The sequence below is a fragment of the Agrobacterium sp. SORGH_AS 787 genome (genome assembly GCF_030819035.1).
Lineage (GTDB): Bacteria > Pseudomonadota > Alphaproteobacteria > Rhizobiales > Rhizobiaceae > Agrobacterium > Agrobacterium larrymoorei_B.
Genome location: NZ_JAUTBG010000001.1, coordinates 1136993 through 1150806, shown reverse-complemented (window position 1 = coordinate 1150806; position 13814 = coordinate 1136993). Strand labels below are relative to the sequence as shown.

15 protein-coding genes and 1 riboswitch are annotated in these 13814 nt (G+C 57.6%); of the genes, 8 read left to right on the top strand and 7 right to left on the bottom strand.

All coding sequences use genetic code 11. From position 1 onward, the window contains the following. Positions 1-23 precede the first annotated feature (23 nt). The 4 genes from coxB to QE435_RS05035 all read left to right on the top strand — a co-directional run bounded on the left by coxB (position 24) and on the right by QE435_RS05035 (position 4408). Entirely contained in the window at positions 24-689 is a 666-nt protein-coding gene (gene coxB / locus QE435_RS05050; protein WP_349040476.1) for a cytochrome c oxidase subunit II, read from the top strand. After that, positions 686-3181, top strand: a complete 2496-nt coding sequence (ctaD, locus tag QE435_RS05045; protein WP_349040475.1) for a cytochrome c oxidase subunit I — start codon at positions 686-688, stop codon at positions 3179-3181. Before coxB ends, ctaD begins: the two co-directional genes overlap by 4 nt. Next, positions 3181-3513 carry a hypothetical protein gene (locus QE435_RS05040; protein WP_349040474.1) on the top strand — a complete coding sequence of 111 codons (333 nt, stop codon included), beginning with the start codon at positions 3181-3183 and terminating at the stop codon, positions 3511-3513. Before ctaD ends, QE435_RS05040 begins: the two co-directional genes overlap by 1 nt. Before the next feature lie 127 nt (positions 3514-3640). Further along, positions 3641-4408, top strand: a complete 768-nt coding sequence (locus tag QE435_RS05035) for a Crp/Fnr family transcriptional regulator (RefSeq protein ID WP_349040473.1) — start codon at positions 3641-3643, stop codon at positions 4406-4408. 46 nt (positions 4409-4454) lie between these two features. On the opposite strand, the gene QE435_RS05030 is transcribed toward QE435_RS05035, so the two are convergent. Then, a complete protein-coding gene (locus tag QE435_RS05030; protein ID WP_309769823.1) occupies positions 4455-5057 on the bottom strand; it encodes a hypothetical protein in 603 nt (200 codons plus the stop codon). Positions 5058-5272: 215 nt separating this feature from the next. Continuing rightward, complete coding sequence (locus QE435_RS05025) at positions 5273-5992, bottom strand: Crp/Fnr family transcriptional regulator (RefSeq protein ID WP_306929189.1); 720 nt, start codon at positions 5990-5992, stop codon at positions 5273-5275. A gap of 757 nt (positions 5993-6749) precedes the next feature. Here QE435_RS05025 and QE435_RS05020 point away from each other — a divergent pair. The 3 genes from QE435_RS05020 (at position 6750) to QE435_RS05010 (ending at position 8230) form a co-directional block, all read left to right on the top strand. Continuing rightward, on the top strand, positions 6750-7103 hold the full coding sequence (locus tag QE435_RS05020; protein ID WP_349040472.1) for a hypothetical protein: 354 nt from the start codon (positions 6750-6752) through the stop codon (positions 7101-7103). 186 nt (positions 7104-7289) lie between these two features. Continuing rightward, positions 7290-7529: a hypothetical protein gene (locus QE435_RS05015; RefSeq protein ID WP_349040471.1), complete on the top strand. Its 240-nt coding sequence runs from the start codon at positions 7290-7292 to the stop codon at positions 7527-7529. An 86-nt stretch (positions 7530-7615) separates the two neighbouring features. Continuing rightward, positions 7616-8230: an isochorismatase family cysteine hydrolase gene (locus QE435_RS05010; protein WP_349040470.1), complete on the top strand. Its 615-nt coding sequence runs from the start codon at positions 7616-7618 to the stop codon at positions 8228-8230. Positions 8231-8274: 44 nt separating this feature from the next. On the opposite strand, the gene QE435_RS05005 is transcribed toward QE435_RS05010, so the two are convergent. The 5 genes from QE435_RS05005 to QE435_RS04985 form a co-directional block, all read right to left on the bottom strand. Beyond that, entirely contained in the window at positions 8275-8730 is a 456-nt protein-coding gene (locus QE435_RS05005) for a sigma-70 family RNA polymerase sigma factor (protein WP_306930217.1), read from the bottom strand. 367 nt (positions 8731-9097) lie between these two features. Beyond that, a complete protein-coding gene (locus QE435_RS05000) occupies positions 9098-9994 on the bottom strand; it encodes a DMT family transporter (protein ID WP_349040469.1) in 897 nt (298 codons plus the stop codon). Between the two features lie 55 nt (positions 9995-10049). Beyond that, complete coding sequence (locus QE435_RS04995) at positions 10050-10811, bottom strand: ABC transporter ATP-binding protein (protein WP_306929181.1); 762 nt, start codon at positions 10809-10811, stop codon at positions 10050-10052. Beyond that, complete coding sequence (locus tag QE435_RS04990; RefSeq protein WP_349040468.1) at positions 10808-11827, bottom strand: iron chelate uptake ABC transporter family permease subunit; 1020 nt, start codon at positions 11825-11827, stop codon at positions 10808-10810. The genes QE435_RS04995 and QE435_RS04990 overlap by 4 nt, the downstream gene beginning before the upstream one ends. 35 nt (positions 11828-11862) lie before the next feature. After that, positions 11863-12879: an ABC transporter substrate-binding protein gene (locus QE435_RS04985; protein WP_349041135.1), complete on the bottom strand. Its 1017-nt coding sequence runs from the start codon at positions 12877-12879 to the stop codon at positions 11863-11865. Between the two features lie 184 nt (positions 12880-13063). After that, positions 13064-13281, top strand: a riboswitch (cobalamin riboswitch). Positions 13282-13583: 302 nt separating this feature from the next. Here QE435_RS04985 and nrdH point away from each other — a divergent pair. Beyond that, positions 13584-13808, top strand: coding sequence for a glutaredoxin-like protein NrdH (nrdH, locus tag QE435_RS04980; RefSeq protein ID WP_062600318.1), 225 nt, complete (start codon positions 13584-13586; stop codon positions 13806-13808). Positions 13809-13814 lie beyond the last annotated feature (6 nt).

The following is a 13814-nucleotide window of genomic DNA, read 5'->3' as shown; positions in this document are numbered from 1 at the left end:
TCCGCGCGCTCGCGGCAGGCCTCATGCTACCGCTGACGCTGGCTGGCTGTTCCGGCGATCTTTCAGCGCTCGATCCGGCAGGGCCAGCCTCACATGCTGTGGCGCAGCTCTGGTGGATCATGCTGACCGGATCGGTCCTGCTTTTTGCCCTGGTCCTTGGTCTGTTCTTCCTGAGCCTCTTCTCCCGCAAGCTCTCACATGTTCCAGCCTCACGCTGGATTATCGGCGGCGGGATCGTGATGCCCATTCCCGTGCTCACGGTCCTTCTGGGTGCTGCCTTCCTTCAAGGTGAAGCTCTGTTCGGTGCAAGAGCCGGTGCGCCATCCGATGTCATTCGCGTTCAGGCCAGCATGTGGAACTGGGATATCCGCTACGGTCCGGACGATGCCGCGCCAGCTAGTCGCAATGTTCTCCACATTCCGGCGGGTCAGACGGTCGAGATTGTCGTTACCAGCACAGACGTGATCCACAGCTTCTGGGTACCGCGTCTTGCCGGAAAGATCGACGCGATCCCGGGCCATGAGACCCGCATACGTCTGAAGGCCGACAGGGCTGGCATCTTTGGCGGTATTTGCGCCGAATATTGCGGCACCGGCCATAGTGCCATGACCTTCAGCGTGATCGCCCATGAACCGGACGACTATCGGCAGGTGATCCAGACACTTCCAGATGCACAGGGATCGACGTGACGCAAAAGATTTCACCCATTCGCCTGCATCGGGAGCTGGAAGCCATCTGGGGCACCGGCAGAGGCTGGCGCCGACTGGCAGCCGTCAATCACAACATCATCGGCGCACGCTTCATGCTGACGGCCCTGGTCTTCTTCGGGATTGGTGGCTTTCTCGGCATGCTGATCCGTACCCAGCTCGCGACGTCCGGGAGCCGCTTTCTCGACGCGGCGGAGTATGCCCAGGTCTTCACCATGCATGGGACGATCATGATGTTCCTGTTCGCCATCCCCTTTTTCGAGGGACTGGCGATCTATCTCCTGCCCAAGCTGCTCGGCAGCCGCGACCTCGCCTTTCCGCGTCTTTCGGCTTACGGTTACTGGTGCTACCTCTTTGGCGGCACCATGCTGATCGTTGCCCTCCTGGCCGGCGTGGCACCGAATGGCGGCTGGTTCATGTATACGCCGCTCAGTTCTTCCACCTACAGCCCCGGCATCAATGCCGATGTCTGGCTGCTCGGCATCACCTTTGTCGAGATATCCGCCATGACGGCGGCGATCGAAATCGTCGTGACGATCCTCAAGATGCGTGCGGCCGGCATGTCGCTCGACCGGATGCCGATCTTTGCCTGGTACATGCTGGTGGTTGCGGGCATGATGGTCATCGGCTTTCCGCCGCTGATCCTGGGCTCCATCCTGCTCGAGGCAGAGCGCGCCTTCGGCCTCCCCTTCTTCGATCCGGCCCGAGGCGGCGATCCCCTTCTGTGGCAGCATCTTTTCTGGCTCTTCGGCCACCCGGAAGTCTACATCATCTTTCTGCCGGCAGCCGGCGTCATCTCAACGATCCTGCCGGTGCTCGCCCGCACGACGTTGACGGGATACAAGATCATCATCGCCGGTATCCTGTCGATGGCCTTCCTGTCCTTCGGACTTTGGGTGCATCACATGTATACGACCGGCATCCCGCACGTGGCCCTGTCGTTCTTCTCGGCCGCCAGCGCCCTTGTCGCCGTGCCGACTGCAATCCAGATCTTCGCCTGGATTGCGACGCTCGCCCAAGGGCGGCCATCCTTCACCATCCCTATGCTGCATATCTTCGGGTTCTTCTTCGTCTTCGTCATCGGCGGCCTGACTGGCGTGATGCTGGCGATGGTGCCCTTCGATCAACAGGCACATGATACGCATTTCGTCGTGGCCCATCTCCATTACGTGCTTGTCGGCGGCTTTCTGTTCCCCATGCTGGCGGGAGCCTATTACTGGGTACCACATATTTCCGGCCGCCAGCCCATTCAGCACATGTCGCATGCGGCCTTCTGGATGATCTTTATCGGCTTCAACCTCACCTTCTTCATGATGCACCTGACGGGTCTCCTCGGCATGCCGCGCAGGGTGGATACATACCCGGCGGAGTCGCCTTGGGAGTGGCTGAACCTGATGTCGTCCATCGGCAGCTTCATCATGGCGATGGGCTTCGTGCTGGCTGCGATCGATCTCTTTCTGGTGTTCTTCTTCGGCCGGCCATTCCGGCGTAACCCCTGGAATGCTGGCACACTTGAATGGGCGATGCCAACTCCGCCGCCATCCTACAATTTTGCCGCCCTGCCATCCGTCGACAAACCAGCAGACAGGTTCGACATCGACCGTATAGGCGCTAGACTCGCAGCGGGCGATGGGTATCTCGGCTTCACCCGAAACGGCTGGATGGAGACTTTGGGCGTAAGTGCTGTTCGAGCCCTGCCCAGCCAGATCATTATCCTGCCGCGTCAGACCTATCTTCCCCTGATGACGGCCCTGGCCACTGGTCTGTTCTTCATCGCCCTTCTGACGAAGCTCTACATCGTGGCCCCCGTGGCGCTTCTGGCCGTCATCGTTCTCTTCCTGAGATGGACGCCGAATGAAGCAGCGCAGAAGACCGCTAGCGAGCTTCACGCGGGCAAGGGGTTGGTTCTGCCCCCGCATTTCGAAAGCGGCGACCCACCCTCGCTGATGGCAATGCGATTGACCCTGCTGGTGACGGCCACACTCTTTACCTCGCTTCTCTTCGGTGGCCTCTTCCTCTGGGTGTCAGCGCCCGGCTGGGAGAATCTTCGCCCCTCTTCCGTTTCATCGCTATGGACGCTCGTCGCCTGCACTATTGCGATCACGGCCGCCGTTCTCGGCTCGCTGCCCGCCAAAACTTTGCTGCACGCGCCGTTCTCACGCTTCGTATCCACCGCGTTGTACGGCATTGCGATCGCATTGCTCTTGGTGGATCTCGTCAGGGCATACGGAATGGAATTTCACGCTTCCGATGCGGTGATCTATGCCGTCAACGTCTACGGTCTTATCCATATCGGTATCGGCACGCTATTGTCCGCCTTTTGCATCTGGAGAATCCGAACCGGCTATGTCATCCGAAACAGGCTCGCCGATCTGGAGATCGCCGGGCTCTGGAACCGATATGTGGTTGCGACGACTTCGATCGTGGCGGCCTATCCTTATCTTCTATCCCTTCTGCAAAATGGAGGCAGCTGATGCGATATATGCTCGCCATCGCCCTTCTGCTGCCTTTCACGGGCTGGAGCCTTGGCTTCCTACTTCTCTACGGCGTTCAAGCGACAGGGTGTTCGCTCGGGTGGCAGCATATAGCTATTGGCCCTGTTTCCGTGCTGAGAGCGGTTCTGATTTTATTGTTCGCTGTGACAACCATCATCGTAGCGACAGCCATTTTCGTTGCGCTGAGCGCCGAGAAAACCTCCTCGTCGATGAGCAGATCAATGCTCACCGTGACGCGCTACACGGCTGGTGCTGCGCTCTTCAGCACCGCATATGTATTCTCAGGCGTCTTATGGCTTGAGCTTTGCTGAGGCGCTGCTTCCACAGGCGAAGAGGGAGCATTTCGACGGTAGAACTTTTTTGCCGCTCAAGCGTTCCCACATCAGTGGCTGCGAAATCTGCGCCACTGCCAACAGCTGTGCCGCGAGAGGATGCAGAATGTCAGAGGACGATGAAAAGCTTGGACTTCAGAACCAGTTAATCTCGTTTCTGCCGGACGACATTCGCCTGGAGCTTCTCAAACGTGCGGTAGCGACGGACCTTCATGCCGGTGAAACCATCATCAAGGCAGGAGCGAAGATTGAGAAGGTGTTTTTCATCTGCAACGGGATCGCCTCCGTTCTCGTCAAATCCCGCTCCGGCAAGGTGACGGAATCCGGCATCGTCGGACGTGAAGGTTACGTGCCATCCGGTGCCCTCGTCGACGCAGAAACGAGCTTCACCGAAGTCATCATGCAAGTGCCGGGACAGGCGATGGTGCTGGACATTACCGCTTTCCAGGCCCTGCGCAATCGTCATCGAATCCTTGAGCAGCTGCTGACCTGCGCATCCCATGCGCTCCGGACCCAGATCGAGTGTACTCTGTTGTCCAACACCACGCAGACTGTAAGCCAGCGTCTGGCGCGGTGGATTCTGATCTGCCACAACCGCGTGGACGGCAATCAGCTTCATCTGACGCACGAGTTTCTGTCGCTCATGCTGGCTGTCCGGCGACCGAGCGTCACCGATGCCCTGCATTTTCTCGAAGGTAGAGGCTTCATTCGCTCTGAACGGGCGAAGATCACCATTCGCAATCGCGACGCTCTTGAGGAATATGCAGGCGATATTTATGGCCTGTCCGAAGAAGAGCACGATCGGGTCTTTGCCCGCTTTCGCGCCTCAGCTCTTCTGCGCCCCGCCGCAGTGGATACTCGCTCAGCAAGTTGACAGGGTTACGGGGGCCGCCTCCGTTGGGGACGGCCCTCGCCACGTTTTACCGCGACGCGGTACGGATGATCCGGCAGAGCTTTACGAGATCCGCCTCATAGCCGCCCTTCATGATATCGACGCATCGCTTTGCCAGACGAAGCTGTTCGGTGCGTGACATGTCATTATAGGCGCGGATCATACCATTGGCTGGCAACGACGGGTTAGTGCCAGGGTTGACCGTTCCCGGATTCGGTCTTCCAGGACCGGTGCCGATGCCGACATCAAGATCGACGTCCAGCGCTCTCGCACCGCCGACCGTGGCCCCTGCCTTGGCGTTCAATCCGCGACTTCCGCCAACAGAGGCGTTTACGTCCGCATTGGCAATGCTCCGGCCACCCACGGTCGCACTGGTATTGGCATTCACACCTCTGCTTCCACCCACAGAGGCATTCACGTCCGCACCAAGGCCACCTCCCGAGCGGCCTCCCACGCTTGCTCCGGCATTGATACCGCCGCTTCCGCCAACAGAAGCACCGACGCCCAGGCCGCCACTACCATTGCCACCGACGCTGGCGCTAACTCCCCCCACACTGACGTCCAAGGCATGCGCATTGATCGGAAGCACCAGACAGGCGCTCACCAACAAAACAGTACTCAGTCTTGTCATGATTTTCTCTCCTCAAACACGATACTCACTCCACATCAGCATCAAAGATGCACTCTAAGAGAGTATATTAGAGGATTATAATTTAAAATAGATATATGTGCGCCATGGCTAATATAGGCGCGAAACTGACTTCACAATCCTGTGAAATCGATAATCCGTCTCATTTTGGCACAAGTAATATGACGCACCGCGAAAGCAATGTGGTACCAAGATACTTATCTCTCTAGTATATCCCTCATGAGGCGATTGTATTCGCTCTCTGCCCTGCCATAGGAGCCCCCGGCTTCAAGCTCCAGTCCCTGCCGGTTGATGATGGTAATCTGGCCGCGTGAGGCCCGGATCAGGCCTTTTCCCTCAAGAATATGAAGCGCGACAGTAACGCCAGGACGTCTCACTCCAAGAACAATTGCGAGGAATTCGTGCGTCATCGCGACCGTCGCACCATCAATCCGGTCATGAATCATCAACAACCAGCGCGCGAGACGTTTATCGAGTTTTGATAGACCGTTGGCGATGACGGTCGACGCGGTCTGAGCCAACAATGTATGGATGTAGGTCAGGAACACATCGCGTAACGTGTCGCTGGCTCTCATGGCATCGACAACTGCGGCAGAAGGGACGGCGATCCCGTAGCCGCCCACCTGGACAAAGGTGCGGTGTGCTGTTTGCGTGCTGCCAAGTATGATGGCCGATCCCGTTAAGCCCTCGCGGCCTATCAGTCCCACCTCGATGCTTTTCCCACTGGACAAATGACCGATAACGGAGGCGAGGCCAGTCTCAAAAAAGATGACCCGTTCGATGGCGACATGGGGCTGCTCTATCACTTCATGGGCATTGAGCTTGACGATCCGCATATTCGGCCGCAGCAGCTCGAAATCGTCCGGACGCAAAGCTTTCAATAGTTTGTTGCGCACAGAGTTCTGTTCAGTATCCATTGAAGTCGTCATTCCCTTCGATCGTCCATTGGACGTTTGAGGGACACTAAACACTTGAAAACTTTGAGCAATGCACTGTCATATACCGTACAGAAATTGATACCCGCCAAAAACGCTATTCATATGATAAATATCTAATTAGTCTATAATGGTGCGATTGAGGGCTTCGGTCATGTGACGAAGTGTGTGTTCGGGCCGATGACAATGGCAACCGCCAGATACCTCATCCGCAACCGACTTCTCAATCCCATGGATGAGTCGAGCTTGGTTCTCTGAGCCGCATCTTCCAGCGGGCCCAGCTTTCCTCCCGCACCGACCCATCGCGACTTGTCTCGGAACCGTCGCGCCTGCGTGGCCAATGGGTTGAATATCCTGAATGGGACGCGAGCGAAACAAGCATCCAGAGGCGCGATCGAAATTCTGGATGTGGAGCCGACAAGTGTAGCGGGCAACGGTCATGTGCTGTGCCAAGGCATTTCCCCGATCGGAAAAAGCAAACCGGCGGAACCGTCCTCGCGCACACCGCTTGGGGCAGGGCGAAAGGAGAATGATAGGACCAAGGACACATCTTTCACCGGCCCCGCCGGTACGACCGACGAGTGGCCATGCTGGTAAGAGCCGACGACTCAAAAGCCGCGTGGCTATATGCCAGCGGCTGATGACCCGGAAAACGATAGGGACGCTGCCGACGAGAATTTAAAGGACCCTGAAAAGCAAAGTACCAGCGACGCGCTGAAGACATGAGACGATCAATAGCGTGAGAAAAGGGATTACGGTCGAAATCAGGGGTGATCCGACCGGATGGCAGCTGCGTAACCAGATGAAAGCTAAGATAGCACTCAAGACATCAATTTGCTGCCGGACGGGGAGAATGGCGAAATACTACTTCCATGTGCTGACGTCTGAAGGACGTGTCATCGATCCCGAAGGGACCGAGCTGGAAGGCATGGACGCCGCACATGTTTCTGCGATTGAAGATGCTCGTGCTTTGATGAGCGAGGCGATTTTGGAAGGAAAGGATATCTCGTCTCGCAAGATCGAGATTTGCGATGAAAATGGAGCTCTACTCCAAGTCGTTTCCTTCCGATCCGCGCTTACAGTCGTGGACTGAGCACAAATATCGATTGCGTCCCTAGTACTTTGCATCGACGACAACTACTAGTCGCGCCGACTTTCCAAAATAAATCGTGCCTTTTGGTACGTTTCCGGACGTTTACGGCCTTCTGCCGCCACCCTATACTTTGAGCATTCTTCTTTCCTCAAGCATGGGCCGGGTTGGTACTGCTCGGAAGATACGATGTCTTTTCAATATGAACATCAGAGCCAAGGCATTTTTTTAAACGACGACATGCGCATTGTGCAGTCTGCCTACAGTGGCGTGATTTCCGAGCAGTGGGAATCGCTCGGCCCCGATACCGCTGACGTCGCTCGCTATGTCTTGCGGATGTATGATCGCGGCATCGTAGACGCGGATAAATTGACGCGTTTGACATCTCTGCATTTTCGCCGCCGGCTTCACATTCTCCGTTACGGTTGACGCGACCTGCGGCTTCAAAGTCAGGAACATTGCCCGTCCCCTACGGTTAGCAGCCGCAACGCAGACCTCTCTGGGGCAGTTCGACAATGGCTTCTACCGACACGAATTCCGGCAATTGGCGGCACCTGTGCATAGACATGCAGCGGATGTTCTCGGAGGAGACGCCATGGCAGGTGGACTGGATGCCGAAGATCCTCGGCAATGTGGGCCGGCTGGTTCAGGAATGGCCAGAGCAGACCATCTTCACCCGTTTCGTTCCGCCTGCCAATGCGAAGGCCGCCCCGGGTCAATGGCAGTCCTATTACCGCAAATGGTGGATGATGACCGGCGATCATATGCGCCGTGAACTCACCGAGGTTATTCCGGAGCTCGCCGCCTTCATGCCGCCCGCGGTGGACTTTAGCAAATATACTTATTCTCCATGGACGGATGGAAGACTGCATCACGATCTTCACAAGCGGGGCGTCGACACGGTCGTGATCTCCGGTGGGGAGACCGATGTCTGCGTGCTTGCAGCGGTTCTCGGCGCCATCGATCTCGGCTACCGCGTCTTTCTCATCGAAGACGCCGTCTGCAGCGGGCGAGACGAAACGCATGATGCCTCACTGGCACTGCTGCGAGGTCGTTTTGCGGCTCAGCTGACGCTTGTAAAGACCGGGGAAATGATTGAAAGCCTGAACGAAATTCTGGCCCATCCCTGAGGTGCGGGGTGGGCGATGAACAACGTGAAGACGTTGGGGGATTGTCAGTAAAGGTCGCGGCGCAGCGCCTCACGGGCGCGACTGACACGGCTCTTAATGGTGCCGATGCGGCAGCCACACATATCGGCAGCGTCGGCATAGCTGGTACCATCCGCAATCAGGAGCAAGGCCTTCTTCTGATCTGAATCCAGATCACCGATCGCGCGCATGACCTGTTGATGTTCCAGGCGCCATTCCTGGCTAGGTGGCGTGGAGATCATCTTCTCGACGCCGGCCGGCAGACCGATGCGCTCTCGCTGAGCGACCTTGTAGCGCGTGCAGAAGGTGTTTCGCATAATGGTGAAAAGCCACGACTTCAAAGCCGTTCCCGGCGTGAACCGATGAACGGCGCGGAGCGCTCTCAAAATCGTTTCCTGAACGAGATCGTCCACCTCTTCCTCCGTGCGAACAAAGCGACGGGCAAACGCGGAAAGAGCAGGGCTGAGATCGGCAATGCCCATTCTCAATTCGGCAAGCTGTTCTTCTGTGACAACCACTTCGGATGCGGTGCTGACATTTTGCGTGTCCATATTCCCCTCCGTTGATGTAGGTCATAATGCAGGGGGAAGCTCATCGTTGCTGTACGCCAGCGTACGTACGCAGGTTGAATTAGAGAAAACTTAATGAACGGAACAGGAATCTAACGGCGCGAGGGATCGTTTGAGGAGGAAGCCACCAATATGGAGAAGAGCCCTTCTCTTGCTGGGATTGATCGTCCTTGTCATCCCGCATTTCTCAATATTCAACCCAAACAATGAGCGCTTTAAGGGACAGGCCTTTCCACATGCCGTCGACCAAAGCCAATGATGTAGAGCTGTGCGGCGCAACCTATGATTGATTACGCTTCCGCCTTCCCTCCATCGCAGCAAGTGCCGCCCCGGTGAGGATCAGCGGCAGAGCGGTTATGAAAGTGCTGGAAAGCGGTGACTTGAAGATCAGCAAGTCTGCGAGGATCGGCCACAGGATCGCGATATATTCGAAGGGAGCGAGCAAAGATGCTTCCGCATGTCGAAAAGCCACCGTCATGGCGATATGGGCGAAGCCACCGAACAGACCTGCGAGAACGAGAAGCGCGAAACCCATATGATCCGGCATCACCCAGCCAAAGGGCAAGGTGAACAGGCCGCCGATCATTGAGGCGATGACGAAGTAGAAAGCGATCGCGCCTGGATTTTCCGTTCTGCTGAGACTGCGCACCATGATGAGAGCGAAGGAAGTCAGCACCCCCATCAGCAGACCGAGAATGTAGCCCCACATTCGCGTTTCATCCATAACGCCGTGACCGATCTCCGGCCACACCAGCGTCACGACCCCCGCAAGGCCGAAGAGCACGCCACCGACGCGCCATTTGGTCAGCCGCTCGGAAAGGAGCACGACACCGGCAATGCTGGTAAAGGTCGGCGAAAGATAGGTGAGCAGCGTCGCCTCCGCCAAGGGCAGCCGCGCAATGGACGCAAAGGATGCAAACATCGCCGCAGCCCCAAGACTCGAGCGCAGCAAATGGCCAAAGGGGCGCCGCGTCGCCAGCCCACGCGGGAACTCGTTACGCCACCAGAGAAAAATCACCAGTGGGATCAGCGCAAAGGCCGAGCGAAAGAAGACGATCTGCCCGACGGGCACTTGTCCCGAAGTCGCCTTGATGCAGATTGACATGCCCGCAAAAAGAAACCCCGAAAGGACCCGAAGGCCGATGCCAAGCGTCTGGTTTTCGTTGATGGTTTTCACAAGAGTCCCTGAACCGTAGATGCGTGGTTGCGACCGCACATTCAGACGCGATGTTCTATCGAAGAAACTGGATGTGCGGCTTGGCGTGAAAGCGCGACGCCTCGACGACGGCTTCCACCGAAAAGACATCCCGCAAGAGATCCTGCGTCATCACCTCTTCTGGCGTTCCAGATGCCACGATCTTGCCGGTCTGCAGCACGATCAGGTGATCGCAGTACATGGCCGCGTGATTGAGGTCATGGAGTGCTATGATGCTGGTGACCGGAAGCTGAGACACCAGACGAAGAAGACTGATCTGGTGGTGGACATCCAGATGATTGGTGGGCTCATCGAGGATGAGCTCCTTCGGCGACTGCGCCAGGGCGCGAGCAAGATGAGCACGCTGCTTCTCACCGCCCGAGAGGCTCTGCCAGGCATCATTGCGTTTGGCTGCCATTTCCGTGCGCTCAAGCGCCTCATTCACCGCTGCGTCGTCTTCCCGCGTCCAACCGGAGAACATCGATTTGTGGGGAAAGCGCCCAAGCTTGACGACGTCGATGACCTTGAGATTGACGTTCGTCGTGGCGTGCTGCTCGATGAAGGCGATGCGCTGCGCCAGAGATTTGCGGCGGATCGTTTTGATGTCCGTGCCGTCCAGCAGCACCCTTCCGGAATGGGGTTTCTTCAACCCGCTGAGCAGCCGTAGCAGCGATGTTTTTCCGGAGCCGTTTGGGCCGAGAAGTCCGAGCATCTTGCCTGGCTCGACCGTGAAGGAAATGCCATCCACAATCGTCTTGGCACCGACCTTCCACACCAGATTGTCCGCTGTGATACTCATGACGCGCGTTGCAGCCTGTAAAGGATGACGGAGAAGAAGGGCACGCCGACAAGCGCCGTCACCACACCGATGGGCAGAACCTGCTGCGGGACGAGCGTGCGGGAGGCGATGTCCGCCAGCACCATGAAGATGGCACCGGTGATGGCGCAGGCCGGCAAGAGCCGTGCATGCAGCGGCCCGACGACGAACCGTGCCGCATGGGGAACGACGAGGCCAACGAAGCCGATCGTTCCCACCATGCTGACGATGGTGGCGGTAATAACTGCCGTCAGCGCAAAGAGGATGATGCGTGTCCGCCCGACATTGACACCTAGAGAAGCGGCCGCTTCATCGCCGAAAGCAAAGGCATCGAGAACGCGGGTATGGAACAGGCAGCAGATCAAACCGAGACCGACGACGATGGAAACGAGACCGACATCCGGCCAGCGTACACCGCCGAAGCTGCCGAGAAGCCAGAACATCACATCGCGCGCCTGCTGCGCGTTGCCGGATGTGGTGACCACATAGGATGTGGCAGCATTGAATAGCTGAGCGGCTGCGACACCGGCGAGGATCGTTCTGTCGGCTCCGCCGCGAGCGCCATTGGATAAGATGGCGACCAGGAAGAATGCGGCGAAGGCGCCGACGAAGGCGCCGAGAGAAAGCGACACCGCTCCAGCGCCAATTCCGAGAATGACGACGGCAACCGCACCGGTCGAAGCACCGGCGGAAATGCCGAGAACATAGGGCTCGGCCAGTGGATTGCGCAGCATGGCCTGCATGATGGCACCGCACATCGCGAGGCCCGCACCGCAGAAGACGGCCACGAGCGCGCGGCTCAGCCTGTACTCCCAGATCACCGCCTCATGGATGCGGCTGATCTCGACCGACGTCCAGCCGAGCTTGTTGGTGATGGCGGCATAGGTGGTCGAAAGCGGGATCGGCAAATCGCCAATCCCGACACTGATGCCGACCACGAGGGCAATCGTCATGAAGCAGGCGAGATAGAGCGCCGCGGAGGCAAGCAGCCGGCTCATCCCGCTTCCTGATCGATCCTTAGCCGCCACCGAACTCACTTGAGGCCGAGGGTCTTCAACTGCTGAGCAATCTGCTCGGCGCCATAGATCGTCTGAACGCTCGGGTTCATCGCCTGCGCCGACATGATGACGAGCGCCTTGTTCTTGACGGCATTCATCTGGCTGGTGGCAGGGTCACTATTCAGGAACTTGATCTTGGCATCTGCCTTGTCGAGTTCCCAGCGATTGCGGTCGACCTGCGTCACGACGATGACATCGGGATTGGCGGCGATGATCGTTTCCCAACCAATCGCGGGCGATTCCGTTTCGGTCGTAATGGCGTTGGTGCCGCCCAAAAGATCGGCGATATAGCCGGATGGGCTGTTCTTGCCGCCGAGATAGGCGTCAGCCGAAGGCGAGGGGCTGGAGAACCAGAAGACATAGGAAAGCTTCTTGCCATCCTTCGGCGCATCAGCACGCAATGCAGCTTCGCGCTTCTTCAGGTCGGCGATGACGGCCTGACCCTTGTCGGCCACATCGAAGATCTGCGAGAGATCGTCGATCTCCTTATACAGCGTCTCCATGTTCCAGAGCTTGGAGCGGTTGCCGTAACCGGACTTGTCCTTGGACATGTCGTCCAGCGCGCACATGCTGGGCGACAGATAGGTGGAGATGCCAAGCTTGTCGAAATCTTCGCGCTTCGCCACCTTGCTGGTAGGGCCGACGAGCGTCGGCAAAGCGGCGGTCACGAAGTCCGGGTTCTGTGCCAGGATGGATTCGAAGGTCGGAAACTCGACAGTCAGAACCTTGACTTTGGCATTTGCTTCTGCGACCTGCGGCAGAACCTTGTTCGGCCAGAAGGCAGTGCCGACCATCTTGTCCTGAAGACCGAGCAGCAGCATGATCTCGGCGCTATTCTGGCCAAGTGCCACGGCACGCTCTGGCGCCTTGTTGAAGGTGACCGTCGCGCCGCAGTTTTCGATCGTCAGAGGATAGCTCGTCGCAGCCGTCGCGGGGGTCGTCGCAAACCCAGCCAACGCGCAAAATCCAACAGCCGCAAAAAGACGCTTCATCATAATCCAAAATCCCTTTGAACGCGGCTCTCGCCGCAAAATGCTTGCGCCTATAATCACCTCTCCTTGCACAAAACAAGACCGTTTGCTTCATATTTTGGTGCCGCCTCACGTCCTGTTGAAAGCAGCATCATTGCGCACGGGCGCGCCACAACAGCCTATTGACGCCATCGACGAAATGCATACTATATCTGGTGTTCAAGGTTCTTCCGATTCTGTCGGAAGCGAAGATGGGAATACGGTGCGCAAAACCCGATCAGGGTAAAGCAATGCCGCAGCTGCCCCCGCAACTGTAAGCGGCGAGCATTCTCTCAACAGCCACTGAAACATGACGTTTCGGGAAGGCGAGATGAATGTGTCGACCCGCGAGCCAGGAGACCTGCCTTGAGCGAGAACGTCCACCGGCGGGGTGCCCGGAAGGTCGCGAATACGCACGGGATGACTCTGTGCGTCTCGCTTCCCTGGAGCCTCCGCGTAGAGCCACTTCGGGGTGAAGTCCTATGATTACGAGTTCAGTCTTTTATCCGTTGGAGTAACAGACGTTTGAGGCATGGCGAAACAGAAGCGTTCAGCGCTTTTGCGATCGAGCCATGCGACAGCACGGCCAAGTATACCTCGGCCCCGCATTCCATCCTGCTTTCGACCATCACGCGCTTCACGGCGCGAGAGCGATTTCCCATGCGTTTTTTCCAACGAGGATCAAGATGACCATCACCGTCTACAGCAAGCCAGCTTGCGTTCAATGCACTGCGACAACCCGCGCTCTGGATCGTCAGGGTCTCGACTACACAATCGTCGATGTCTCCACTGACGAGCAAGCTTATGAGCACGTGCTCGGTCTCGGCTATCGCCAGGTACCAGTTGTGATTGCCGGCGAGATGCACTGGGCGGGCTTTCGGCCAGACATGATCAGCACGCTTGCATCGTGACGCAGA

Coding starts and splice junctions, on each gene's coding strand:
- coxB (WP_349040476.1), top strand. CDS start 24: ATGCTACCGCTGACGCTGGCTGGCTGTTCCGGCGATCTTTCAGCGCTC.
- QE435_RS05040 (WP_349040474.1), top strand. CDS start 3,181: ATGCGATATATGCTCGCCATCGCCCTTCTGCTGCCTTTCACGGGCTGG.
- QE435_RS05035 (WP_349040473.1), top strand. CDS start 3,641: ATGTCAGAGGACGATGAAAAGCTTGGACTTCAGAACCAGTTAATCTCG.
- QE435_RS05030 (WP_309769823.1), bottom strand. CDS start 5,057: ATGACAAGACTGAGTACTGTTTTGTTGGTGAGCGCCTGTCTGGTGCTT.
- QE435_RS05025 (WP_306929189.1), bottom strand. CDS start 5,992: ATGGATACTGAACAGAACTCTGTGCGCAACAAACTATTGAAAGCTTTG.
- QE435_RS05015 (WP_349040471.1), top strand. CDS start 7,290: ATGTCTTTTCAATATGAACATCAGAGCCAAGGCATTTTTTTAAACGAC.
- QE435_RS05010 (WP_349040470.1), top strand. CDS start 7,616: ATGGCTTCTACCGACACGAATTCCGGCAATTGGCGGCACCTGTGCATA.
- QE435_RS05005 (WP_306930217.1), bottom strand. CDS start 8,730: ATGGGCATTGCCGATCTCAGCCCTGCTCTTTCCGCGTTTGCCCGTCGC.
- QE435_RS04995 (WP_306929181.1), bottom strand. CDS start 10,811: ATGAGTATCACAGCGGACAATCTGGTGTGGAAGGTCGGTGCCAAGACG.
- QE435_RS04990 (WP_349040468.1), bottom strand. CDS start 11,827: ATGAGCCGGCTGCTTGCCTCCGCGGCGCTCTATCTCGCCTGCTTCATG.
- QE435_RS04985 (WP_349041135.1), bottom strand. CDS start 12,879: ATGAAGCGTCTTTTTGCGGCTGTTGGATTTTGCGCGTTGGCTGGGTTT.
- nrdH (WP_062600318.1), top strand. CDS start 13,584: ATGACCATCACCGTCTACAGCAAGCCAGCTTGCGTTCAATGCACTGCG.